Origin of the sequence: Geosporobacter ferrireducens (assembly GCF_001750685.1) — a bacterium.
Lineage (GTDB): Bacteria > Bacillota > Clostridia > Peptostreptococcales > Thermotaleaceae > Geosporobacter > Geosporobacter ferrireducens.
Genome location: NZ_CP017269.1, coordinates 1,688,508 through 1,713,117, shown reverse-complemented (window position 1 = coordinate 1,713,117; position 24,610 = coordinate 1,688,508). Strand labels below are relative to the sequence as shown.

At 42.1% G+C, this 24,610-nt stretch carries 20 protein-coding genes and 1 pseudogene; 17 read left to right on the top strand and 4 right to left on the bottom strand.

The genetic code is table 11. The features are described from left to right. The first annotated feature begins 87 nt into the window (after positions 1-87). The 17 genes and pseudogenes from Gferi_RS08380 to Gferi_RS29450 all read left to right on the top strand — a co-directional run. Complete coding sequence (locus Gferi_RS08380; RefSeq protein WP_236932714.1) at positions 88-1,350, top strand: MFS transporter; 1,263 nt, start codon at positions 88-90, stop codon at positions 1,348-1,350. 349 nt (positions 1,351-1,699) lie between these two features. Beyond that, positions 1,700-2,722, top strand: coding sequence for a LacI family DNA-binding transcriptional regulator (locus Gferi_RS08375; RefSeq protein WP_069975447.1), 1,023 nt, complete (start codon positions 1,700-1,702; stop codon positions 2,720-2,722). Between the two features lie 145 nt (positions 2,723-2,867). Continuing rightward, the gene (locus Gferi_RS08370) at positions 2,868-3,896 is read left to right on the top strand and encodes an ABC transporter substrate-binding protein (RefSeq protein WP_069975445.1); all 1,029 of its coding nucleotides are present in this window, start codon (positions 2,868-2,870) and stop codon (positions 3,894-3,896) included. A 103-nt stretch (positions 3,897-3,999) separates the two neighbouring features. Beyond that, positions 4,000-5,499, top strand: coding sequence for a sugar ABC transporter ATP-binding protein (locus Gferi_RS08365; protein ID WP_069975443.1), 1,500 nt, complete (start codon positions 4,000-4,002; stop codon positions 5,497-5,499). Between the two features lie 11 nt (positions 5,500-5,510). Next, a complete protein-coding gene (locus Gferi_RS08360; protein ID WP_069975441.1) occupies positions 5,511-6,479 on the top strand; it encodes an ABC transporter permease in 969 nt (322 codons plus the stop codon). Positions 6,480-6,501: 22 nt separating this feature from the next. Continuing rightward, entirely contained in the window at positions 6,502-7,482 is a 981-nt protein-coding gene (locus Gferi_RS08355) for an aldo/keto reductase (protein ID WP_069975439.1), read from the top strand. A 66-nt stretch (positions 7,483-7,548) separates the two neighbouring features. Further along, on the top strand, positions 7,549-7,920 hold the full coding sequence (locus Gferi_RS08350) for a VOC family protein (protein ID WP_069975437.1): 372 nt from the start codon (positions 7,549-7,551) through the stop codon (positions 7,918-7,920). 393 nt (positions 7,921-8,313) lie between these two features. Then, positions 8,314-10,203: a sigma 54-interacting transcriptional regulator gene (locus Gferi_RS08345; RefSeq protein WP_069975435.1), complete on the top strand. Its 1,890-nt coding sequence runs from the start codon at positions 8,314-8,316 to the stop codon at positions 10,201-10,203. A 314-nt stretch (positions 10,204-10,517) separates the two neighbouring features. Beyond that, complete coding sequence (locus Gferi_RS08340) at positions 10,518-11,771, top strand: four-carbon acid sugar kinase family protein (RefSeq protein WP_069975433.1); 1,254 nt, start codon at positions 10,518-10,520, stop codon at positions 11,769-11,771. 15 nt (positions 11,772-11,786) lie between these two features. Further along, positions 11,787-12,953, top strand: a complete 1,167-nt coding sequence (locus tag Gferi_RS08335) for an iron-containing alcohol dehydrogenase (RefSeq protein ID WP_069975431.1) — start codon at positions 11,787-11,789, stop codon at positions 12,951-12,953. A gap of 1 nt (position 12,954) precedes the next feature. Next, entirely contained in the window at positions 12,955-14,019 is a 1,065-nt protein-coding gene (pdxA, locus tag Gferi_RS08330) for a 4-hydroxythreonine-4-phosphate dehydrogenase PdxA (RefSeq protein ID WP_069975429.1), read from the top strand. An 81-nt stretch (positions 14,020-14,100) separates the two neighbouring features. After that, the gene (locus Gferi_RS08325) at positions 14,101-15,021 is read left to right on the top strand and encodes a dihydrodipicolinate synthase family protein (RefSeq protein WP_069975427.1); all 921 of its coding nucleotides are present in this window, start codon (positions 14,101-14,103) and stop codon (positions 15,019-15,021) included. Between the two features lie 33 nt (positions 15,022-15,054). Beyond that, on the top strand, positions 15,055-16,032 hold the full coding sequence (locus Gferi_RS08320; protein WP_069975420.1) for a hydroxyacid dehydrogenase: 978 nt from the start codon (positions 15,055-15,057) through the stop codon (positions 16,030-16,032). Positions 16,033-16,039: 7 nt separating this feature from the next. Beyond that, positions 16,040-16,528 (top strand): tripartite tricarboxylate transporter TctB family protein, encoded by a 489-nt coding sequence (locus Gferi_RS08315; RefSeq protein ID WP_069975418.1) that lies wholly within the window; start codon positions 16,040-16,042, stop codon positions 16,526-16,528. Between the two features lie 24 nt (positions 16,529-16,552). After that, positions 16,553-18,061, top strand: a complete 1,509-nt coding sequence (locus Gferi_RS08310; protein ID WP_069975417.1) for a tripartite tricarboxylate transporter permease — start codon at positions 16,553-16,555, stop codon at positions 18,059-18,061. 88 nt (positions 18,062-18,149) lie between these two features. Beyond that, a complete protein-coding gene (locus Gferi_RS08305) occupies positions 18,150-19,154 on the top strand; it encodes a tripartite tricarboxylate transporter substrate binding protein (RefSeq protein WP_069975415.1) in 1,005 nt (334 codons plus the stop codon). A gap of 182 nt (positions 19,155-19,336) precedes the next feature. Then, positions 19,337-19,420, top strand: a pseudogene (locus Gferi_RS29450) (hypothetical protein); the annotation flags it as partial. A 132-nt stretch (positions 19,421-19,552) separates the two neighbouring features. Here Gferi_RS29450 and Gferi_RS08300 read toward each other — a convergent pair. The 4 genes from Gferi_RS08300 to Gferi_RS08285 all read right to left on the bottom strand — a co-directional run bounded on the left by Gferi_RS08300 (position 19,553) and on the right by Gferi_RS08285 (position 24,518). Further along, positions 19,553-22,093 (bottom strand): ABC transporter permease, encoded by a 2,541-nt coding sequence (locus Gferi_RS08300; protein WP_069975413.1) that lies wholly within the window; start codon positions 22,091-22,093, stop codon positions 19,553-19,555. Beyond that, a complete protein-coding gene (locus Gferi_RS08295) occupies positions 22,090-22,773 on the bottom strand; it encodes an ABC transporter ATP-binding protein (protein ID WP_069975411.1) in 684 nt (227 codons plus the stop codon). The genes Gferi_RS08300 and Gferi_RS08295 overlap by 4 nt, the downstream gene beginning before the upstream one ends. An 82-nt stretch (positions 22,774-22,855) precedes the next feature. Then, entirely contained in the window at positions 22,856-23,845 is a 990-nt protein-coding gene (locus Gferi_RS08290; protein WP_069975409.1) for a sensor histidine kinase, read from the bottom strand. After that, positions 23,832-24,518: a response regulator transcription factor gene (locus Gferi_RS08285; protein WP_069975407.1), complete on the bottom strand. Its 687-nt coding sequence runs from the start codon at positions 24,516-24,518 to the stop codon at positions 23,832-23,834. The genes Gferi_RS08290 and Gferi_RS08285 overlap by 14 nt, the downstream gene beginning before the upstream one ends. Positions 24,519-24,610: the final 92 nt, after the last annotated feature.

Here is a 24,610-nt window from a genome sequence, read left to right as displayed (position 1 = left end):
GCAGGCACATTAATTTTTTATATGCATTGCAATTTCTGTTTCGGAATAATATATAACTACTTGTAAAAGGCAAAGGAGATAACCAGAGTGATTAGAAAAATTCTGCAGACACGCACTGAAATTTTGATGTTTTTTATTCTGATTGCTGCGGTAGGCTTAGGCAATGGTCTAAGTGACGGAGTATATTCCAACTATTTTAAAGAGGTTTATCAAGTTACGGCAGTCCAAAGAGGATTAATAGAGTTTCCCCGTGAACTGCCGGGGGTATTATGTGCATTCATGATTGGTATGCTGGGTTTTCTAGGGGATTTGAGAGTCTCCTTTATTGCACAGATACTGGCAATTTTAGGAGTTGCCATGCTAGGCCTTTTTACACCCTCTTTTGGTGTAATGTTAATCTTCCTCTTTATCAATTCCATGGGCATGCACCTTTTTATGCCCCTCCAGGATGCTATTGGCATGTCATTGGCTGAGCCGGATCAGATCGGGCGCCGTATGGGACAGTATTTCAGTATTCGAGCAGCATTTAACCTAATTGCTGCCCTTCTGGTATTTTTCGGATTTAGAACAGGATTCTTCACCTTCCATACCTCTATTAAATGGATATTTTTAGTGGCTGCCAGCGCCTTAATATGCGCTGCAGTAATGACTGTAGCGATGATACGGAAAGTTAAACCACAAAAGGCAGTACGGCGCAAGACGAAGCTGATTTTGAGAAAGCAATATCGGTACTTTTATCTGCTTACAATACTACACGGGGTTCAGAAGCAAATCGCTTTTGTCTACGGGACATGGGTTATCGTAGACCTATTGTTGAAGAAAGCCGATACACTTGCATTGCTTACCATTGTCGTCGGATTTATCTCCATATTCTTTCTTAATATGCTGGGAGAGTGGATGGATCGTTTTGGCATCAAGCGCATGATGTATATAGATGCGCTTACATTTATAGGTATTTATATTATTTATGGTTTTGTAGTATGGGGTATAACATCAGAAGCACTCCCTAGTCAAGGCTTATCGGTGTGGATTGTATATCTGTTGTTTGTGTTGGATAGGCTGTCGATGCAGATCGGTATGGTTAAATCGATTTATTTACGCTCCATCGCATGGAACAATGATGAGATTACATCTACATTATCCATGGGAATCAGCCTGGACCATGTGGTGTCTATACTAGCGGCAATTGCCGGCGGCTATGTCTGGAGCCAATGGGGCAGTCAGTGGGTATTCTTTATGGCTGCAGCTTTTTCTCTTGGGAATTTATATGTGGCTTATCGTGTACAGCCGGATAAGGAGAAAGCGGTAGCGGAAAAGATGCGGCTTGAGGTGCAAAAAGTAGAAATATGATAGAGAAAGCAAAAACTCGAAAACATAGTAATGAGACATAAGTAAAATAGGAAGGTAAGTAAACATAGTAGGCGGTAATATGTGCTTACCTTTTTAAAATTTCATAGATTTCTTTCTGTTTCAAGGAATGATTAAGGGATGTTATTCTTAAACAGAAATTAAAAGGTAGAGGGTAACGGGAATTTACATGTTAAACAAGAATTCTGTCAAAGATGCCTCTGGGATAATTTACTGAAAATTAATAAAAGTAAAAAAATAATATGCAAAAACATAAGAAATATATTGACACGTAAAAAGGAGGATTATATAATTTAAACATGAAAACGGTTCCATATGTGAGGGCTTAATTATGAGACTAACAATTACAGATATAGCAAAAAAAGCAAAGGTATCTAAATCTACAGTTTCACGTGTATTAAATAATTCAGGATATGTACATAGAGAAACAAGAGAGAAGATTGAACAGGTTATAAAAGAGAATACTTATTATCCATCTGCAACGGCAAGGAACTTAAGTAAAAAAGAAAGTAATACGATTGGTGTGATTATTCCTGAAGCCGATAATGAATTTTTTGGAGAAATACTAACAGGCATTAGTGAAGTCGTAGATGAACATAATATGACTTTGATTTTTTGTGATACGAGCAATAGATTTTTAAAAGAAGAGAGAGCTTTAGATATGATGAATATGCAGCGGGTAAAAGGCTTGATTTTAACCCCTGTAAATGATCATAGTGACAGCGAAACAGAGAAAAAACTGAAACAGAAATTAAGGGATTCTAAAATTCCAATAGTGCTTTTAGATAGAGGTGTAAAGAATTCGCAGTGGGATGGCGTCTTCTTTGAAAACTATCAAAGTGCCTATAGTGCTACAGAGATATTAATTAAAGAAGGACATAAGAAGATTGGTATCATTACGGGGGACCTTAAACTGAAAATTGGCCAAGATCGCTATAAAGGCTACTTGAATGCCATGGAAGATTATAAAATGGAGATCATGGACAAATACATTTATGAGGGAAACTTTAGCGTGGAAAAGGCCTACGAGTTGTCAAAACAATTTATAGAGAGCAAAGATCTGCCTGATGCCATACTAACGTGCAATAACAGAACTTCACTAGGACTAATTAAAGCATTAATGGAATATAACATAATTTTAGGCAAGGATATATCTGCAATAGGAATTGATAACAATAAAGTACTAGATATACTGGGATATAACTTTAGCTATGTGGCTAGAGATGCTGTAGAGATGGGAAGAGTAGCGATGCGTAGGTTATTAGAGAGGTTTGAAGATCCGGATAAGCAAAGAGTAGAGTATATTATGCCTTTTAAAATCTATTTAAAAGGTTCTGAAAAAAAGAAGCCATAGTGCTTTTTTAAAAGAAAATGTGGGAGCGGTTCCACAAAAATAAATGGGAGCGGTTTCATAATATAGTTTTTAGTTTTGGTGCTCTGAATTTTCAATAAGGAGTGCTGAAAATAAAATAAATAATGAAAAAGGAGAGAAAAGGGTTATGAAAAAGAGAATGTTTGCATTATTATTGGTCGTGATAATGGCAGTTGCACTATTTGCAGGATGTGGTTCAAGTACTGAAAATAAGGGAGCGGATCAAGGAAGTACACCGGCTAATACAGAAGAAAAGACTTATAAAATTTCTGTTATAGTAAAAGCAACTGACTCGGACTATTGGCAAACACTGTTAGCAGGTGCGAAAGCAGCAGAAGCAGATAGTAATGGAAAAGTTGTAGTAACTACAGATGGGCCGCCATCAGAAACAGACATTGATAAGCAGGTTTCAATTCTGGAAAACGTTATCGCTACTCAGCCAGACGCTGTAGTAATTGCCTCTTCAAGCTCAGATGCAACAGTTCCCGCAGTTGAGAATGCTGTTGCAAATGGAATTCCTGTTATAACGATAGACAACAAACTAAATACAGACAAATATACATCTTACTTGGCAACAGACCATCGTTTAGCAGCAGGTATGGCGGCGGAAGCCATGGTCAAAGACTGGAATGGCATGGGAATTGATCCTTCTGGAAAGAAGGTAATTGTAATTAGTTCTGTGGCCGGTTCAAAGGTTAATACAGACAGAACAGAAGGATTCATTGCAAAAATAACTGAATTAGTTCCTAATATCGTCGTTCTTGAAACCCAGTATGGGGAAAACGATATTGCAAAGGCTTTAAATATAGCTGAAAATACAATAGCTGCAAATCCGGATTTGATAGGTATCTTCGGGGATAACAATCATATGGGGGTGGGTATAGCCAAAGCCCTTGAAGAATCAGGAAAACATAATGAAATCGTTACATATGCCTTTGATACCAACGAAGATGAAATTAAAGCCCTTGAAGATGGAACATTAAATGGATTAGTAGTACAAAATCCATTTGGAATGGGATATGATGGCGTTATGCATGCAATGGAAGCAATTGAGGGTAAAAGTGTTCAAAAAGACATCATAATCAATGCTACTATAGTAACAAAAGAAAATATGAAAGAACCTGCAATACACAAGTTGCTATATCCTTTGGAATAACAGTTATGAAGATATAAAAATATCACAGACATGGTATATTTCGTGTCTGTGATATTTTTAGAAACATAGTTTAGATAACAGGCAGTAAGCAAGGAGGGTGGATATGCCTTTAGAACATGAAATAATAATAGCGTTTAAAAATATAGTAAAGGAATTTCCAGGAGTTAAAGCACTGGATAATGTTAGTTTTGATGTACGTAAAGGTGAAGTGCATGCGTTAGTTGGAGAAAATGGAGCAGGGAAGTCTACGATTATTAAAATATTGATGGGCGTTCATAGCAGAACATCAGGTGAAATATTTGTGGAAAATAAGCCTGTGGATTTCAAATCTCCATTGCAAGCTGAAAAGCATGGCTTAGGAGCTGTTTACCAGGATGTAAATTTAGCAAAGGATTTAACCATCGCTGAAAACTTTTATATGGGTCAGTTACCTAAAACGAAATTTGGTTTAGTGGATTATAAGACGATGTATGCAGAAACGAGAAAGATTCTAGAGTCTATGAATGTACATGTTAATCCTAAATCAGTTATTAGTGAATTATCTGTAGCTCAGCAGGAAATGGTCGCGATTGGGAAGATTCTTCATCTTAAGGCTAAGCTTGTTATATTTGATGAGCCAACTGCACTATTAACGAATGAGGAGATTGAGGAATTATTCAAAATTATACAGATGCTAAAGGAACGAAATGTTGGAATTATTTATATTACCCATAGAATGGATGAGATATTTAGAATTAGTGACCGTGTAACCGTTATGAAGGATGGTATTAAGGTAAGAACGGTAGAAACTAGTGAAACCAATGAAAACGATCTGATTTCAATGATGGTGGGACGTAATACACAGGACATGTATGAAATCAGGCAAGTGAGGCAAGGAGAGCCTGTACTGAAGGTTGATAATCTTTGTCGAAGTAAAGCATTTCAAAATATCAACTTTGAGGTAAAAAAAGGCGAGATATTCGGAATGTTTGGATTGGTAGGTTCTGGACGTACCGAAATTGTGAGATGTATTTTTGGAGCTGATAAAAAAGAGTCAGGAGATATTTATATAAATGGGCACAAAGCTGAAATAAATAATCCGGAAGAGGCAATCAAAAAAGGAATAGCGCTCATACCGGAAAACAGGAAAGACGAGGGATTGGCGCTAGGCTTATCTATTGCAGTGAATACGAATATGGTAGCAATTAATAAGGTATCTTCTTATGGAATAATTAATAGTAAGAAAATTAATAACCAAACTACAAAATTGATAGAGAGGCTGAGAACCAAAACACCTTCCATACATCAATTAGTTAAGAATCTATCCGGGGGCAATCAACAAAAAGTTGTTATTTCAAAATGGTTGGCGCAGGAGAGTGATATTTTTATCTTTGACGAACCAACGGTAGGCATTGATGTAGGTGCAAAACAGGAAATCTACAAAATTTTTGAACAGCTACTTAGTCAGGGAAAATCAATCATTATAATTTCTTCCTATTTACCTGAAGTAATGGGTTTATCAAATCGTATATTAGTAATGTATGAAGGAAAGCAAATGGGTATATTGGAAAAGTCAGAGTTTGATGATGAAGAAATATTAAGATTAGCTTCTGGCATAAGTTAAAGGAGGTTTCTATGGAGACTTTGGTTAAAGAGGAAAAGGAAAAAAGTAAAGTAAGTTTATTTAGCAAGGGAATGAAAACTGAACTTTTTTTAATTATATTATTGGTGCTATTGGCTATGTTTTTTAGCATTACATCAGATGTGTTTTTTACAGCAGGAAATCTAAAGACCCTTACGAGGCAGGCATCTATTTATGGAATGATTGCAATAGGCATGGTTGTAGTTATTACATCGGCTGGGATTGATTTATCCGTTGGGGCTGTTACCGGACTATCAGGGATAGTAGCAGCTTTATGTATGGTAAATGGAATATCAATTCCTGTGTCTATTGTCATTTCTATTATATCAGGTATGTTAATTGGATTGGTAAATGGAGTTTTGGTTTATGATGGCAAAGTACCGCCGTTTATTGCCACAATGGGGACCATGACTGTAATTAGGGCAGTGATTATGCTGCTGACGAATGCAAGTATGATATCTAAATTACCTAATGAATTTAAACGTATTGCCCAAATAGAAGTGTTAAATATCCCGTTTTTATTTGTAGTATGGATTGCTATGATAGTACTTGCGTGGTTTATGACGAATAAGACAGTCTTTGGCAGGAATGTATATGCCTTAGGGAGCAATAGAGAAGCAGCGAGACTAAGCGGTATTAATATTCGAAAGACTACATACGGTGTATATATCTTTTCGGCATTAGCTTGCAGTATAGCCGGTATTTTACTTACTTCAAGGTTGGGAAATGGTGTGCCTACTGCAGGCGCCGGCTACGAGCTTGATGCTATAGCGGCAGCAGTGGTTGGCGGAGCTAGCTTAGATGGTGGTGCTGGTAGTGTGATTGGCACAGTTCTTGGTTCAATGATTATGGCTACACTTCGGCAAGGTGGTGTGCTACTTGGAGTTAATTCCTTTATTTTAGAAATAATCATTGGATCATTGATTGTAATAGCAGTTTTATTAGATAAATTAAGACGCTAATATTTTGCAGGGAGGTCTAAATATGTTATATAAAAAAGTGGCTAAGATTGAAGAAAGTATTTCGACGATTGGAATGGGTTGCTGGAACTTTGGTGGTCAATGGGATAATGCAGTTGGTGATAATACGATTAAAATTGTACATGCAGCCATTGACGGTGGAATAAACTTATTCGATGTGGCTCCTGTTTATGGATTTGGCAAATCCGAAGAGATCCTGGGTAAAGCTTTAAAGGATGGTAAGCGTTCTAAAGTATTGGTTGCCAGTAAATGTGGTTTGGTTTGGAACGATCAACAAGAAATCAGCAACAATTTAACGAAAAGAAGCATTTTAAATGAGATAGATAAAAGCTTACAAAGGCTTCAAACAGACTATATTGATATATATCAATTGCATTGGCCTGATTGTAAGACAGCAATCGAAGAAACGGTTAGTGCTTTAGAAGAAATTAAAAAGGCAGGAAAAATTAGATATATAGGTTTATCTAATTTTGCTCAGAAGGACGTAGATGAATTTATGTCTATGATTGAAATCAGCGCGCAACAGTCTTTGTATAACATGCTGGAAAGAAATACAAATAGCTATCATAATATACCATTGGGCTACAAGACAGAAGATGAAGTATTACCTATGGTTAAAAAACATCAACAGGCATTTTTACCTTACAGTCCATTATTCCAAGGTCTATTGACGGGAGTATTTAAACGATGCAGCAATTTTTCAGAAAAGGATATCAGAAATGCCAATCCAAAGTTAACAGGAAATTTATTTGAGAAATATTATGAAGGGGCCCTTGCCATAGGTGATTTTGCAGATAAAATTGGAAGACCATTAAATGAGGTTGCATTCAATTGGCTAAGACAGAAAGAAGAGGTTACTTCTATTATTGCTGGGGTTTCTAGCATCAATCAATTAGAAAAAAATATAAATTCAACAACGTGGAATTTGACTAAGGAAGAATTAAGAGAAATCGAAAACATTATTGAACCTTTCAAAACAATATAAACAGTTGTAGCTGAATAGGTGAATATTTGATTAAAAAGATCTAAAGAATATGGGAGGAATCTCAAAATGGACGCTAGTTATACTACAGGATTACAGCATATAGGAATTCCAACAAACTGCTTGGATACTTCAATAAAATTTTATATGGATCTAGGATTTGAACCCTTTTTTAAAACAGATACGGTTATCTTTATGAAGCTGCATAGCCTGTTAATAGAGTTGTATGAAAGTAAAGAGGTGTCTGGAAAAGCTGGTGCTATTGACCATATTTCGTTAAATGTAAAGGACATTGAATCAGTACTCGAGTATATAAAATCACTGAAATTTAAAATTTTGGATGAAGAGATTCAGGCCTTGCCTTTTTTTGAGAAAGGAGTGCGCTTCTTTACTATAGAAGGGCCTAATGCAGAGAAAATAGAATTTAACCAAATAGGTTAATAGATCGTTCATGTCAAATCTTAATTTAGGTTATAACTAAGCCTATGGATAATCTTACATTTATTCATAGGCTTAGTTCTTAATAGGGTGTCTGATACTAGCTTCAGCTTGCCTTTTACCCAAGGATTAGGAATAATGCTGTCATCACAAACAACTTCATAATATATGCTCATACGAATCTTCTTTTCAAAAAAATTCAAAAGCATGTTTGATTGATCAATCGGTTTTGATATGATTATATCAGTTGAAGTGATTATAGCAAGTATGCAGTATTTTCTGCTTAAGAAAGAAAAACTGAGTATTGGCGGGCTAATTGGAAAGATAAGATGAAGAATAGTAATCGTTCAAAATGACGAGCACTGCACAAAACAAAAGAGATAAAGGAGATGCAGTATGAAAAAAGATATTGTGATAATTTCTCCCTTTGAAACGCTACATGAAATGGCAATGCGCATCGTAAAGGAACGCGGATATGACAACATTGGAGTGGTAGCAGGTGACTTATCGCAGGGTGTCATTGCAGCAAAGCAAGCGGTTTTCAATGGCGCTAACGTGCTTGTTTCCCGTGGGGGGACATATTCGAGAATTTGCGAGGCAGTGGATGTTCCGGTTGTAGAGATTCAACTTACTGCTTTTGATGTGTTCAATAGCTTCAAAAACATACGCCACATTGACCAGCCGATAGCGATCATTGGTTACCAGAACGTGATACAAGGCTATGATATCATTGAGGATTTGCTGATCAATCAAGATATTATCAAACTGACGCTAGATGATAGCCATTCTGTTGAGAAACAAATTTGCCAGTTCATAGACAGGGGTATCAAAATATTTGTGGGAGATAGTATTGTCAATTCCGTAGCAAGAAAGCACGGGTGTATAAGCTACCTTATTGAATCCGGTGAAGAAGCTATTGTGAATGCAATAGAGGAAGCACTTCGTGTACTGCATGCTACGCGGGTTGAACGTGAACGCATGCAGCGATTTATGGCAGTCATTGATAATACCAGTGATGGCGTGATTGCCACAGATAAGGAAAGCCGGATCAATGTTTTCAATATTCATGCAGAAAAAGTGCTTGATATTGCTAAAGATACAGTAATAGGGCGCCCCATACTGGACGCAATTGGTGATAATGCGCTTTCACGCATGGTATTATCCCAACAGGTTAAGTTTGAATCCATCCATAGCGTAGGCAATACTAAATTGGCAATCAATCATGTGCCTATTGTCGTAAGCGGGGAAAATATGGGCAGCATCATCACATTTCAGGATGTCACGAAAATCCAAAGTCTAGAAAAAAAGATACGTATTAAACTCAGCGAAAAAGGTTTTGTAGCGCGCTATTCCTTTGAAGATATCATCTGTAAAAGTGCGGTGATGCAACGCTGTATTGACCGTGCACGTACCTATGGAAATTATGACTCATCGGTGCTGATCAGCGGGCCGAGTGGAGTAGGCAAGGAACTGTTTGCACAGTCTATTCATAACATTAGCAACCGTGCGACAGGGCCCTTTGTGCCTATAAATTGTGCCGCCCTTCCACCATCTTTAATTGAAAGTGAATTGTTCGGTTATGTGGAGGGTGCCTTTACAGGTGCTAAGAAAGGAGGAAAAGCCGGCTTGTTTGAATTGGCTCATGGTGGAACGATATTCCTGGATGAAATTAGCGAGTTGCCGATGGATTTGCAGGGAAGGTTGCTGCGTGTCATACAAGAGCGTGAGGTCATGCGGATAGGAGACGATTGCGTAATTCCCGTAGATGTGCGTGTCATTTGTGCTTCCAACCGCGATTTGCGTGAGCAGGTCAGTAAAGGAAAATTTCGGAGAGACTTGTTGTTCCGGATTAATATATTGACGCTCAATATACCGCCGCTGAATGAGCGGAGAGAAGATATTGCCCCGCTTGCTGCATATTTTATTCAGCAGTATAGTCAAAAATATGCACGACCACATATGAGCCTTTCAGAGGATGCATTAAACTATCTGAAAAACTTTCATTATGAAGGAAATGTACGGGAATTGCAAGGGATGATAGAAAGAGCAGTGATCACTTGTGAAAGCGAACATATCCTTAAAGAAGATATTTTGGATACAACAGACACATCTATTGTAGAGCCTGCAGTTCGGGAGGAAATATTCTTACAGGAACCAACGCTGCGGGAATTAGAAAAACAGTATATTGAACATGTTTACCATAAGTATGACGGGTCGATTGGAAATGTGTGTAAGATACTTGGAATTGATCGCAGTACGCTTTGGAGAAAAAGGAAAAGCCGCTAGAAACATTCGTATAGAATTGTTGCATTTTGAAATGTTGCAAAATGCAACGTATGTTGCGATATGCTACATGTTTTGGATAAGAGCACCTTTCTGATCTTAATGTGTTGTCAAACTGAATCTTTAGAATGAATGGGATTCCCACCAAACTAGCTGTTTGCGTGGGAATTTAATTTTTACAGAATAAATTGAGAAGGATTGGCACGCTTATTGCTAAATAAGGGAAGTGAGAAAATGCAAAGCAATATTTTCTAAAAATTGTATCTTTCTGTTTTAAAAACAGAATAGCAACTTTCACTAAAAAGGAGCTGTTACACTTGATTTACATCATAGCTGATGATTTAACCGGCGCAAATGATACGGGTGTGCAATATAAAAGACGGGGATTACGTACACTGATATCGGCAGAAGCGGATTTGTCCCTCCTGTATAAAATGGCTGATAATTTTGATGTGATTTCCATCAATGCGGATACCCGTACAAAGATTCCGAATCATGCTTATCGCACAACTTATGATCTTGTAAAACATATTCAGACTACTGAGCATGAATATATCTATAAAAAAGTAGATTCTCTTGTCCGGGGAAATGCGGCACAGGAGCTTGAAGCCGTGATGGATGCATTGGATGCGCCGCTTGCAGTTGTTGCAATCAGCTATCCTGCAAATGCCAGGACTCTGTGCAACGGTACATTAGTACTTCCAGATACGAACGGAGTTTCGGCGGAAATAGATGTGATTAAGCTTTTTGCTGAGGAAATGAAGCGTAAGGTGCAGGGGATAAGCCTGGCAACCGTTCGGAAAGGAAAGGATGCAATACTGGCGGCAATACAGCTTGGACAGTCTGATGGCACGGCGGTGTTTGTGGTGGATGCTGTAACAGATGAAGATCTTGCCAGGATACGGGATGTAGCTCTAGCGCTGGAAAATAAGACTGTTATGTGCGGCTCTGCCGGACTGGCAAACCAACTCAGCCTGCTGAAGACACGTGATGTTCGGACAGAAGGACTACGCCAGGAAAAAGACGGGATTATCCTCATTATGATTGGATCCAGAAATGCCTGTACTGCAGAACAAATACAAGCACTTACGGATGAAACCGGTATGCCGGTGATTACTACCTTTACTTCAGAAATACTTAGTGGTCATAGGGAAAAGGTTTGTTTTGAGGTATTACAACAGGCGGATAACCTGATTGCCGGTGGTTGTAAATTATTGGCGGTTGTTGTAGATACGCTTTTTCTTGATTTTAAGATTTCGCTCAAAGACAGCCAGGATACAGTAAGCGATTCCTTAAAGATAGCAGAGACAATGGGAAGTTTAGCTAAGCTGCTTTACGATCGCTACAGCATTGACGGAATTCTCTCATCAGGAGGAGACACCTCTTTAGCTATTCTCAAGGCACTGGGGGCCAAGGGAATCGAGCTGGATTCAGAAATCTTGCCTGGGGTTCCAATGGGAAAGCTGATAGGAGGTAAGGCAGAGGGTATGACCATTGTGACCAAGTCAGGTGGATTTGGACCAAAGGACTGCCTTATCCGTTCCATTGAATATTTAAAGAAACAAACTTGAGAAAGAAGGGATAGAATGAAACCATGTCAATTGACTGTTCCAGGTCATGTTCGTGCAGGAGAAAATGTTATTGAACAGCTGTCTGGTATTATAGAAGCTGAGCGGGCATCCAAGGTCATTGTTTTTACAGATGAGGGGGTATTGAGCACCGGGATCTGTAACGGTGTATTTGAACAGATCAAAAAAGCCAATGCGGAGTATTGCGTGATCGGTGATTTGCGTCCGGAACCTTCTACACAAGATGTAATCCGCACGATGGAGCAAATGAACCGTGCAGAAGGAGAATTGGTTGTTGCAGTCGGCGGCGGAAGCGTGATGGATATGGCAAAGCTCTGTGCTGCAATGAAGGGTGCATCTTATGATATTTATGATCTTCTTGAAAACAACAGTTTAATGGAAAAGGGCCTGCCTGCAGTGATGATTCCTACTACCTGCGGCACAGGCAGTGAAGCAACTTTCAATGCAATTGTGGCAGTACCGGAAAAATCGGTAAAGACCGGAATCGTCAATAAAAATATGCTCGCAGACTATGTGCTATTGGATGGAAATATGATCGCCAAGCTACCCCCTAAGATTATTGCTTCCTCTGGGGTGGATGCACTGGCCCATGTGATTGAGTGCTTCACATCCAATAAAGCCAACGTATTTAGTGATTTATATGCAGCAGCAGGGGCGAAGCTTATCTTTGAAAATTTAGTTCGCGCTTACAGCGATGCAAATGATCTGCAGGCCAAAAGCAATATGCTGCTTGCTGCTTTCTATGGCGGAGTGGCTATTGCAGCATCTGGTACAACCGCTGTACATGCCCTGGCTTATCCCCTTGGAGGAAAGTATCATATTGCCCATGGGGTATCCAATGCGATTCTGCTTGCCCCGGTAATGCGCGCAAATCTGGAAGCCTGTGAGGATCGTCTGGCTCTGCTGGAGGATGGCATCAACCCTGCCGGTTATGGACGGGCGCAGTCTGAAAAGGCAAAGGGGATGATTGAGCGCATTGCATCCATTGTCAGCGATACGGGGATACCATCAAGTCTATGTGAATTTGGCATCGGTCTAGAGGATTTGGATTTTCTTGTAGATGCGGCTGCTGATTGTAAACGGTTGCTTGACAATAATCGCCGCGTCTTAACAAAGAATGACATTCGTGCGATCTATCAGGAAGTTATAAAAGGAGGGATTTAAAATGTCACAATTACCTATTTTAGGCATTACGATGGGTGATCCCAATGGTATTGGCCCTGAAATAACTGCAAAGGCACTTGCAAATCAGCATGTATATGCAATCTGCCGACCCCTGGTTGTAGGCAGTGCAAAGATTATTAAACAGGCAATAGGAATTATAAAAAAGAATCTTGAAGTGAATGTGATTGCCTCTGTTGAGGACGCTAAATTTGAATATGGCATCATCGATGTATTGGACCAGGATAATGTAGATTTGTCTAAGTTAGTGTATGGGGAAGTCAGTGTACAGGGTGGCTCAGCTGCATATGAGGCAATTGCCAAGGTCATCGAACTTGCCATGAAGGATGAAATCGATGCCACTATCACAGGTCCCTTAAATAAGGAAGCACTAAATCTTGCAGGTTATCATTATAGCGGCCATACGGAAATTTACGGAGCCCTTACCGGTACGAAGGATTATACCATGATGCTTGCCGATGGGGACTTGCGGGTAGTTCATGTTTCTACGCATGTTTCCTTGCGGGAGGCCTGCGACCGCTGCAAAAAGGAACGTGTGTATAAAGTAATCAAGTTGGCTCACGAGGTGTGCTGCAGCCTGGGCATCGAAAAGCCTAGAATCGCTGTTGCCGGCCTAAATCCTCATGCCGGTGAAAATGGGTTATTCGGCAGAGAAGAGATTGAAGAGATCAGCCCAGCTATTTTGCAGGCACAGCAAGAAGGGATTTGCGCAGAGGGGCCGATCGCACCGGACACCTTATTTTCCAAAGCACGGGGTGGGCAGTATGATATTGTAGTTGCTATGTATCATGATCAAGGACATATTCCGCTTAAAGTTGTGGGTTTTCAGTATGATTATACAACAGACAAGTGGAAGACAATCAGCGGCGTAAACATCACATTGGGATTGCCGATCATTCGTTCCTCTGTGGATCATGGTACAGCCTTTGGAAAGGCGGGAACGGGTACTGCCAATGAGGAGAGTCTTTTAAATGCGATTGAGTATGGTGCAAAACTTGCGGTTACGCGAATACATCAAAAGCAACTTGAGCTTGCTGCATCCAAGTAGATATGGAAGAAAGAATATGTTAAGCTTAACTAAGCAAAATGTATTGAATTTTATTAATAATTATGCAATGGAGGAATGGATATGAATAAAAAATACTATGGTGTAATTCCACCGATTATCACTCCGGTAGATGCTTATGAGAATGTGGACGAGGAGGGTTTCCGTTTATTGCTTGAACATTGTATTAAGGGCGGTCTGCACGGTATGTTCGTTGCCGGCAGCAATGGAGAGACCATGGCCCTGACCCAGAAAGAGCGGGATAATGCCATTCGGATTGCCGTTGAACAGTGTAGGGATAGGATTCCTGTAATGGCAGGAGTGATGGATACCAGTACCCGCCGGGTAATCGAAAACATTCACAAGTTTGAACAGCTTGGTGGAAAGTGTGCTGTAATTACTTCCATATTCTATGCCCGACACACATCACAGGATGAAACAATCCGCCACTTTGAGCAGATTGTGAAGGAAACTAATGTGGATATTATGATTTATAACATCCCAATGTTTACGGGTCTGGCTTTGACTGCAAACACAATCAAAGAAATTGCAAAGTTTGACCGTATTGTGGGATACAAGGACAGCGGCGGAAACTTCCCGGATTTCCAGCAGCTTTTGACTCATTTTGAGGGCAGTGATTTTTCAATGCTTCAAGGAACTACGGCCTATGCAATGGCAAGCATGCTCCTCGGTGCCGACGGCTTTGTTCCATCGATTGCGCCACTGTTTCCAAAGCTCTTTGTAGAGGCCTATGAGGCAGGACGCTCCAAAAATATTGAGTTAGCCATGAAATATGATGTACTCCTACGGGAAACTTCAAAGATACTGGGCATGACAAAGAATGCAACGGCTGCTAATAAATTTGCCCTATCTACCCTGGGATATACAGATAAACGGATTATTGCACCGCAAGATCCAATTAAGGAAGAGGAAGAAAAAAATATTATTGCAAAGATTGCAGAGATTAATGAAAAGCATGAAACATTTAGGGCAAGCCTGCAATAAGATTGCAATTTTAAAAGGAAGGGGGCCAAATCATTGAAGAACATCCTTTTATCCCATGAACTTTATCAGCCGGGTATGAAGGCACTTGAAGGCAAGGCAAAGGTCTGTGTTACCAATAACGGTGACAGTAATGCAATACTTGGGCAGCTAAAGGAGGCAGATGGTTTTATACTGAGAATCGGAAAGATCGACCGTAAGGCGATTGAGGCTTGTGAGAGGCTTAAAGTCATCACCCGTCCCGGGGTGGGTGTTGACAACGTAGACGTGGCAGCAGCTACAAAACAGGGTATCCCAGTAGTTATCTGCCCTTCATCAAATGCGCGGGCTGTGGCAGAGCACGCCCTTACCCTGTTGCTTTCCATTAGTAAAAATATTGTAGAAAGTGATACGGAAACCCGTAAAGGTAATTTTAGCGTACGCAATCAATATAAAGCTGTAGATATTCAAGGGAAGACAGTCAGTATATTGGGGTTTGGCAATATTGGAAAAGAACTGGCCCGTATGTGTCATGGTATTGGTATGGAAGTGCTTGTCTATGATCCCTTTGTCACAGGGGATGCTGTAACCGCTATGGGTTACAGCTACAGCGCAGATTTGCTGGAGGCAATTGCAGCAGGTGACTATATTTCCCTTCATATGCCATCTACGCCGGAAACCCAGGGAATGATCGGCACAGAGCAGTTTGCTGCTATGAAGTCCACGGCTTATCTACTGAATTGTGCCCGTGGAGACATCGTAGATGAGGATGCACTGGTTGAGGCACTGGAAAAGAGAATCATTGCAGGCGCCGGACTAGATGTGTTAATTGAGGAGCCGATGAAAGCGGAGCATCCGCTGATGCAGCTTTCAAATTGTATCATCACACCCCATATGGCTGCCCAAACACAGGAAACTACTGAAAAGATCGTATTGATGGCGGTGGAAGGCACGCTGGCAGTGCTGAATGGTGAGAAGTGGCCCCATGTGTGCAATCCGGAGGTATATGACCATCCCAAATGGAAGGGGAGGTGAATCCTTTATGGGGAGACCGTTCTTTAAAAAATACAAGGGACTTATTGCAGGCATTGTAACGGCGCTTTTCGCTATTGCTTACTTAATTGGATCTCTCTTTATCCGACGAACGAAATTCGTTGCAATTGGAGCGGAGTTCATGCCGGAAATCTATGGTTCTATTCTGCTATTTCTTGCAGGATGTCAGATATATCAGAGTATCAAGGAGGTAAAGCGCTTTAAGGATGATACAGTGGAAGAGCAGAAGGATACCAAAAATGTGATGATGACTTTTTTTCTCATTGTGGCCTATGTGGCCTCAATGCAATTGTTGGGATTCATGCTTTCCTCAGCCCTGTTCCTGTTCTTTATGAGTCTGTTGCTCACACCTGCAAGCACGAAGCCGAATTATGCTGCGGTTATCATTTTCTCAGTTACATTGTCCTTAGGCACCTATTATCTGTTTCGTAATCTGATGTACCTAAAGCTGCCTATCGGAGTTCTATTTGGCGGTTAATCATGAAAGGAGGTTGAAAAAATTATGTTAGACTCCTTTATAATCGGAGCACAGGCAGTATTCAATCCACTAAGTTTGTTGATCATTGTTTTCGGCGTTACTTTGGGCATTATATTTGGGGCCATACCAGGCTTGAGTGCAACCATGGCACTGGCGCTGTTTCTGCCCATTACCTACAAAATGAGTCCGGTAGCAGGTATTGTACTGCTGGTATCATTATATATCGGAGGTATTTCAGGCGGATTGATTTCTGCCATACTTACAAGAATTCCCGGAACACCCTCCTCTGTGGCCACCTGTTTTGACGGTTATCCTCTTACCGCAAAGGGAGAGGGGCCCAAAGCATTAGGCGTAGGAATTGTATACTCCTTTATTGGTACAATCATGTCTACCATTGTATTAATCTTTATGTCTCCATTATTGGCAAAGATTGCTATTAATTTTGGTGCATATGAGTATTTTTCAGTTGCAGTTTTCTCTCTAACCATGATGGCAGGCTTATCGGGAAAGTCTATGACAAAGGGGTTGATTTCCGGGTTTTTAGGCTGTATATTTGCTACCGTAGGCATGGATGCAATTGGCAGTGTGCAGCGGTATACCTTCGGAACGCCTCAACTGTCTTCCGGCTTTAACATCCTGCCGGTGCTTATCGGTCTGTTTGCCATAGCGGAAATATTAATTACTGCAGAAAAGGTGAAATATACCACCGAGATGGAAACTGTTAAGGTGGATATTAAGGGAATTAAGGGTTTTGGCTTTACCTGGAAGGAGTTTTTCAGTCAGAAATGGAATATGCTTATTTCTGGTTTATTGGGTATTGGCATCGGAATATTGCCTGGCATTGGAGGAGGTGTAGCCAATGTAATGGCATATGGTGCCATCAAAAATCGCTCCAAATATCCAGAAAAATTTGGAACGGGAGTCATTGATGGGATTGTAGCCACAGAGACCTCCAACAATGCTGCAATAGGCGGTGCGCTAGTTCCGCTGCTGGCCCTGGGGATTCCGGGAGATACTGTAACCGCCATGCTCCTTGGAGGCTTAACGATACAGGGGATAGCGCCAGGCCCGTTGATGTTTACCCAAAATGTAGATGTGGTCTATGCAATATTTCTGACGATGATTATTGGTGCCTTTGCTATGCTATTCATTGAGTTTTATGGTCTTCGGGTATTTGCAGCACTGTTGAAAATTCCCAAGCATTATTTACTGCCAGGGATATTCCTGTTCTGCGTTATCGGTGCATTTGGAATAGGAAACCGTTTGTTTGATGTATGGACTGTGCTGCTCTTCGGAATATTGGGCTTTGCCTTCCATAAGGTGGACATTCCTGCTTCTCCCTTTATTTTAGGATTTATCATCGGACCATTAATGGAGACCAATCTCAGACGGGGACTCATGTTCGCCAAGGGCGATTATACAATGTTTTTAACAGAGCCTATTTCCGCACTTTTTCTAGTGGCGGCCTTGATATCCATCACTCTTACTGTCCGTAAAAATATAAAAAATGCAAAGAAATCAGCAACTGCCTAGACAAGTAGAAAGCAGACAGAACCAGTTGTTCTCAAAAGGTTTGTTATTGAAGAAATCATATAACAAAAAAAGAAAAGGAGAATGAGAAATGAAGAAAATAAGTGTTCTTTTAATTGCAATGCTTTTAGTCACCAGTTTGTTTGCGGGCTGTTCATCACCGGCTCAAACAGAAAAAGAAGCACCTGAAAAAGCATCTGAAGAGTCCTTTGACTGGCCGAACAAGCCCTTTGAAATTGTTGTTCCCTTTAATGCGGGTGGAGATACAGATTTCCATGCCCGGACCTATGCAAAGTATTTAGAACCAATTTTAGGTACACCTGTAGTGGTTGTGAATGTTGCCGGCGCAAATGGCAGCGGAGGGACCATTTTGGTACGGGATTCTAAACCAGATGGATATTCCGGCCTATTCTTCCATGACTCTATGCTGATGAACAAGGTTGTCGGAGTAACTGATTTTGCTCATGAGGCATTGGATGTTGCGGCTACAGGAATTATGGACAATTCATACATTCTTGCTGTGAATACAAAAAGCCCTTATAAAACCCTTGATGACCTGATTGGCTATGGAAAAGCGAACCCCGGTAAGTTAACTTATGCTTCCTCTGTTGGCGGTTACACCTATTATGTTGGACGACAAATAGAAGAACTTACGGGCGCTGATTTTAATATTGTTGACGCCGGCGGCGGAACCGACCGGAATGCGGCGCTATTGGCGCAGAAGATTGATATAAACGTGAATCCTTACGGTGTTATGAAACCCTATATAGATTCTGGAGATTTCCGTGTGCTGGCTGTCTTTTCCGAAGAGCGCAGCGGTTTGTTCTCTGATGTCCCTACTGCCAAGGAGCAAGGCTATGATTTAATTGCCCAACGTGCATACTTCCTATCCTTCCCAAAGGGTACCGACGAGCGTATCATTAAAAAGGTCAGTGATGCCATGGAGCAGGTTTCAAAGATGCCTGAATATGCTGAGGACATCGCCACTGCATATTGCGTTGAACCTGACTATATGAATACTGCTGATACGAAAGCATACCTGGATAATGCCATGAAAGAATTTGAAGCAGCATCAGAGATGATACTGGGAGAGTAATGTCCTGCTAGAGCATATTGACTTGAAACGGAAAGGACGATAAAGAAAAATTTAAAGCACAAAAAAGGCTGCGGGAGAATGCAATCCTCCAATAAGGATGTTTACGAAAATCATAGTTGTTTAGCACACAGCCAAACGATTACCGATGAATTGTAAATACTCTTTATTGGAGGATTTGCTTTATGGCAAAGTTTGAATTTGAATACACAGAAATTGATGGGTTACTATACCCCAACATTGAAATTGACGGAAAAGCAGAGTTTGATAATTTGGGCAACTATGGACGACTTCGCCTGAATTATCTGCACGAACAAAAACCGGGGGTTTTGTTTGTTATTTCAAAATTGTCGTATGGCTACATTTTGGACGTAAAACATCATCTTAATATCGGTTTTGAATCAAGTCATGTCATCCCGAAGCGCATCAATAATATTTTCTTTTTTTATCTTGCTAATGGCATACAGCATTGTAATAAATACAATAAAGAGCACACCAAACACGCTGATTGCCATACTGCCCCACGGGAACACAAAATCAACATTTCCGCCGCCGATGATCATGCCCTTATAAATCAGATAGGAAAGGATTCCTGAGAGGGGCAGACCCCAAAGCATCGTCCGTGCTCCATAAAGAGCGCATTCAAAGCACATCATCTTATTGAAATCCCGGTCTGACATCCCCACAGAACGGAGCATGGCAAGTTCCCGTCTGCGCAGCTTGATATTGGTGGAAATCGTGTTGAAGACGTTCGCAACCGCGATCAGCGAAATCATCATGATAAAAACAACCGAGAACAGATTGACAATGAATGTGATATTACGGTTTTGCTCCAGTATCTCATAGACATTGTACAGATGATAGTCGGCGGTAATGCCGGCCCCATCAATCATCGTCTGCATTGCAGCTGTAGACTGACCGGGATTTTCTGACTGGAAGGTCATGCCCAGTTTTGTAGGCTTTACAGTCACACCCAGTGCGTCAAACTGCGGCTTTACCTCGTAAGGGGCCATCACCATAAGAGCGTATCCGGGCCACTCACCCGGCTCCGTGGGCAGCAGATCCGGGTAGTCTTTTACAAAGGTTGCACGGATCGTTTTCGTCTGGTCCCCGGTCTTGGAGCGGAGCGTAAATTCCATAGGCTGTTCCTGCGTATACCAACGCCCGGGCAGTATTCCTGCCATGATCATTTTTTTGTCCTGCCCGGTGTATTCCTCTGCGGACAGACCGAGGCCTTCGAGCAGGTTCTGATAGACGCTGTCCTCAACAAACTGAATATCCAACTGCACTTCCACCGTTTCACTTGCCCCATCATAACCGATGGGCTCGCCGAACTCATCCAAAAAATGACTTGACAAATCACTTGTATTGAGCACGCAGGAATAGGTCCAAAGTGCCTGATAAGAGCTTTCGGTAACGCCGTCGGCGGTTTTTAGCTCGTCATAAAGCTGGAACAGCTCGCTTTCCTCCATGTCTCGCGAATAAAAACAGATGTCATATTCTTCAACTACCACAGATGAATTCTCCGCGAGCTGATTCAGATAGGTTCCGAAAGAGCTTGCCGACACAAATAACACGACGCTTAACGTAAGCGACAGGATAATGCTGCGGTAACGCCGCCTGTTTCTCTTAAAGTTTTTTAACGCAAGTGTTTCCTCTAAACCGTAAAGGCGTTTCGCGAGCTTTGAGGTTCTTATGGCTTTGGCTTCCACCTTGACCTCGTTTGTCTGGCGGATACACTCCATCACAGGCGTACTGGCGGCCTTCTTTGCCGGAATATAGGCCGAAATCAGAATGGTGATCATACTGATAACCGCCGCAGCAACAAGAGCAGGAACAGATACCACCAAAGTCAACGGTACATTGTCATACATAACATTTGCGAAATTTTTTGCCACAAGAGAAAGCACAAGCTGGATGCTTGGTATCCCGACCAAAATGCCGATCGGAATGCCGATTGTACCGATGCAAAGCCCCTCAAACAGCACAGAATTGCGCAGCTGTTTTTCCGTGGCACCTACTGACATGAGAATTCCAAACTGGTGTGTGCGTTTGTTCAGTGATATGTTGAATGAATTATAAATCAGGAACACCGAGCCGAGCATAACCAGGGCAATCAAAATGCCGCCAATCGAGTATAGGAGAACTGTAACCATCTTTTCCCCTGAAAGTCCCATAAAACGTAGTACATCATCGTTCAAAACGTAACTGTTATTGTCTGATAGGCTGTCTGCATAAGAATGAACCTGATATGGGTTCTTCAGTGTAATAAATGCGGTAAGACTATCCGCTGCGGCTGTATCCTCTGTTGTGATGAAAGTGTATCCGGGTGCAGCATACTCCTCGATTGCCGGCCGCCCACAGATGCCGACAACCGTATATGTTTTCTCTGTCGTGGGTACAAGCGTTTCTTCCCCGGCACGATACGAATCGTGCTGGCTGAGCTTCTGATCGCCGCTCATGCGGTTGCCGACCGAGAGAGTGAGTGTGTCGCCCACCGAAATTTTCACGCCGCCGTTTGCCGCAATATGAGCCGGTATCACGACCTCGCTGCTGTTCTCCGGCAGTCTGCCGGAAAGCATCTTGATGGGCAGAGCATCCAAGGCTTCCTCGTTCCATCCGGTAATAAAAAGATAGGGCTTGTCGGGATTTTGTCCGCCTTCCAGTGTGGCATAGCCGATGTTCTGCAGCGCTACCGCATCTGCCACTCGGCTGTCCTCTGCCTGTTTCTGCACAATGGAGGAATCTGTGTCCGGGATTTCAATATGCCAATCACCATATTTGGCAGCAGCACCGTTTATCATATAGCTTTGCAGGGACACGGCAAAGGTAGCGACTGCCGTAATCATGGCGGCGGACAGAACCACTCCGATCACCGTAACAATTGTTCGGGTGCGGCTTTTTTTCAAGCTTTGCAAGGTGACTTTGTTAAAAATGTTCATGGCCGCACCCTCTCGTCTCTTGCTACTTTGCCGTCTGATATGCCGATAATGCGGTCTGCTTGCAGGGCGATATTTTCGTCATGGGTAACGAGAAGCAGGGTTTGCCCATATTTTTTATTGCTTTCTTTCAGCAGTTTGATGATTTCATGTCCATTTCGGCTGTCCAAACTGCCCGTGGGTTCGTCAGCAAGCATGACCGCCGGGGCGTTCATCAAAGCGCGTCCAATAGAAACACGCTGTTGCTGGCCGCCCGAAAGCTGATTGGGTAAATGGGTTTTGCGGTCTTTTAATCCAATCATTTCGAGAAGGTCATTCAGCCGCTCCTCGTTGACCTTCCGCTTGTCCATCAGTATAGGCAAGGTGATGTTTTCCACCACATTCAGAGTGGGAATGAGGTTGTGAAACTGGTAAATCAGTCCGATCTGCCGCCTGCGGAAAATGGCAAGTTTTTCATTGCTTTGGCCATAGACATCCTGCCCGTCCAAATACACCTTTCCGCTTGTCGGCACATCCACGGCGCCGATGCTGTGAAGCAATGTGGATTTGCCGGAGCCGGAGGAACCGATGATTGCGGTAAACTCCCCCTTTTCGATAGTAAGCGAAACATGGTCAAGTGCGGTAACTTGATTTTCACCCTTGCCGTAGACCTTGCATAGATTTTCAATTTTTAAGAACTCCATTATGTGAGCCTCCTTCGTCACGGTTTACCCATATAATAAAGATTTCAACTTACATCTCTGTGACTTTTCGGTGAGAGATTCGTCACTTTGGGAAACGAATGGCAAAGTTCGCGCCGCCATGCGGGTGATTTTTTGCGATAATCGTCCCGCCCTGCCGTGTTATAATCGTCTTGCAGAGCGCCAATCCAATCCCGTATCCTGTAGCGTTTGGGTTTTTCCCACGATAAAACCTGTCAAACAGGCAGGGTAAATCTTCTTTTTCAAAACCTACGCCGCTGTCGTGGATGGTAATCTCAGTAAACAGTGGGTTGGACCTGCAGACAATCTCAATCTTCCCGTTCTCGCCAGCGCTTTCCATGCAATTTTTGAGGATGTTTTGAATTGCTTCCGAAAGCCAACCTGAATCGCCCTGAATGATGATCCCTTTCGGCACGTCTATTTGCAAAGGAATATCGTGCAGTTCCATCGGGATAAGAAACGGGCGAAGCGCGGCGCTTATCAAAGTGTTCACATCTATCTGCTCGCTCTGGAACACTACAATGCCCGCGTCCAAGCGGGATAATTTTAGTAGGGAAGTAATCAGCCAATCCATCCGCACAAGCAATTCCTCTGTTTCACGCACAAATGCTTTCCGTTCGTTTTCATCAGGGGTATTTGCTAACAATGACAGAATGAGGTTCGCGGATGTGAGAGGAGTTCGGAGTTGGTGGGCTATGTCGGCCAGTGAATCGGCAAGATGTTCTTTTTCTTTTTTCAGCGCGTTGTTTTGCTCCCGAATACGCAGCATCATTTTTGTTATCTCGCTGTGCAGAATGGAAAGTTCGCCCTCGTCCGATTCACCAATATACAGATGGTCAGCATTATGAAGCACAAGATCGATTTGATCTGCAATCTGCGCAATGCTTTTGTATCGGGCTTTGGTAAATGCAAAAAACGCTGTGCCGAAGGCGGCGGCAGAAGTAATGGCAAGGATTCCAGCCGTCGTATTGATTGCAAATCCCAGTGTCACAGCGGCGGCGGTCATGAAGGAGAACAAAAAGGCAAACTGCCGAAACTCTCTATTCCGAAGCATACCTGTCCCCCAATCTATACCCTGTCCCGCGAACGGTCAGAATGATTTGCGGACTTGCCGGATCATCCTCTATCTTCTCCCGCAGGCGTTTGATGTACACGGTCAGTGTATTGTCGTTGACAAACTCGCCTGCAGCGTCCCACAATTCGTCAAGCAGCCTGCTCCTTGTGATAATACTTTTAGGGTTGCTAATAAACACCAGCAACAAGCGGTATTCTAATGCTGAAAGAAAAACCTCGCGGCCGTTTTTTTTCACAATGCCGCTTGCCGTATCAACATGAAGTCCGCGAATTTCAAAATCCGACCCGAAACGACCGCTTTTTCGCAGGGCAGTTCCAATTCGTGCAATCAATTCCCGGGGACGAAAAGGCTTGGTGATATAGTCGTCCGCCCCCATGTTCAGCCCGGTAACAACGCTCGCCTCATCGCCGGAAGCCGTCAGAAAGATAACAGGAACCTCTTGCGTTTCTTTGATTTCCGTGCAAACCGTAAAGCCATTTCCGTCAGGCAAAGAAATATCAACGAGTGCCAAGTCAAATTTATTCCCGGCAAGTATGGCAAGGGCGTCACGTCGCGTAGGGGCGTGGGTGACTGTAAATCCCTCCGAGCGGAGCAAAAGTATAAGGTTTTTAGCGATTGCCTTATCGTCCTCGACCAAAAATATCCGTTTCATTTATTTTCACCATCCTTTCCTTTACTGCTCCCATATCGTCAGACAGCCGGTTTTTCAGCGTCAGCAGGAACGAGCCATGTATTTCCCATTTT

Bases quoted from the DNA above. Each gene is read 5' to 3' on its own strand.
- Gferi_RS08375 (WP_069975447.1), top strand. From the start codon at position 1,700: ATGAGACTAACAATTACAGATATAGCAAAAAAAGCAAAGGTATCTAAA.
- Gferi_RS08370 (WP_069975445.1), top strand. From the start codon at position 2,868: ATGAAAAAGAGAATGTTTGCATTATTATTGGTCGTGATAATGGCAGTT.
- Gferi_RS08365 (WP_069975443.1), top strand. From the start codon at position 4,000: ATGCCTTTAGAACATGAAATAATAATAGCGTTTAAAAATATAGTAAAG.
- Gferi_RS08360 (WP_069975441.1), top strand. From the start codon at position 5,511: ATGGAGACTTTGGTTAAAGAGGAAAAGGAAAAAAGTAAAGTAAGTTTA.
- Gferi_RS08355 (WP_069975439.1), top strand. From the start codon at position 6,502: ATGTTATATAAAAAAGTGGCTAAGATTGAAGAAAGTATTTCGACGATT.
- Gferi_RS08350 (WP_069975437.1), top strand. From the start codon at position 7,549: ATGGACGCTAGTTATACTACAGGATTACAGCATATAGGAATTCCAACA.
- Gferi_RS08345 (WP_069975435.1), top strand. From the start codon at position 8,314: ATGAAAAAAGATATTGTGATAATTTCTCCCTTTGAAACGCTACATGAA.
- Gferi_RS08335 (WP_069975431.1), top strand. From the start codon at position 11,787: ATGAAACCATGTCAATTGACTGTTCCAGGTCATGTTCGTGCAGGAGAA.
- pdxA (WP_069975429.1), top strand. From the start codon at position 12,955: ATGTCACAATTACCTATTTTAGGCATTACGATGGGTGATCCCAATGGT.
- Gferi_RS08325 (WP_069975427.1), top strand. From the start codon at position 14,101: ATGAATAAAAAATACTATGGTGTAATTCCACCGATTATCACTCCGGTA.
- Gferi_RS08315 (WP_069975418.1), top strand. From the start codon at position 16,040: ATGGGGAGACCGTTCTTTAAAAAATACAAGGGACTTATTGCAGGCATT.
- Gferi_RS08310 (WP_069975417.1), top strand. From the start codon at position 16,553: ATGTTAGACTCCTTTATAATCGGAGCACAGGCAGTATTCAATCCACTA.
- Gferi_RS08305 (WP_069975415.1), top strand. From the start codon at position 18,150: ATGAAGAAAATAAGTGTTCTTTTAATTGCAATGCTTTTAGTCACCAGT.
- Gferi_RS08300 (WP_069975413.1), bottom strand. From the start codon at position 22,093: ATGAACATTTTTAACAAAGTCACCTTGCAAAGCTTGAAAAAAAGCCGC.
- Gferi_RS08295 (WP_069975411.1), bottom strand. From the start codon at position 22,773: ATGGAGTTCTTAAAAATTGAAAATCTATGCAAGGTCTACGGCAAGGGT.
- Gferi_RS08290 (WP_069975409.1), bottom strand. From the start codon at position 23,845: ATGCTTCGGAATAGAGAGTTTCGGCAGTTTGCCTTTTTGTTCTCCTTC.
- Gferi_RS08285 (WP_069975407.1), bottom strand. From the start codon at position 24,518: ATGAAACGGATATTTTTGGTCGAGGACGATAAGGCAATCGCTAAAAAC.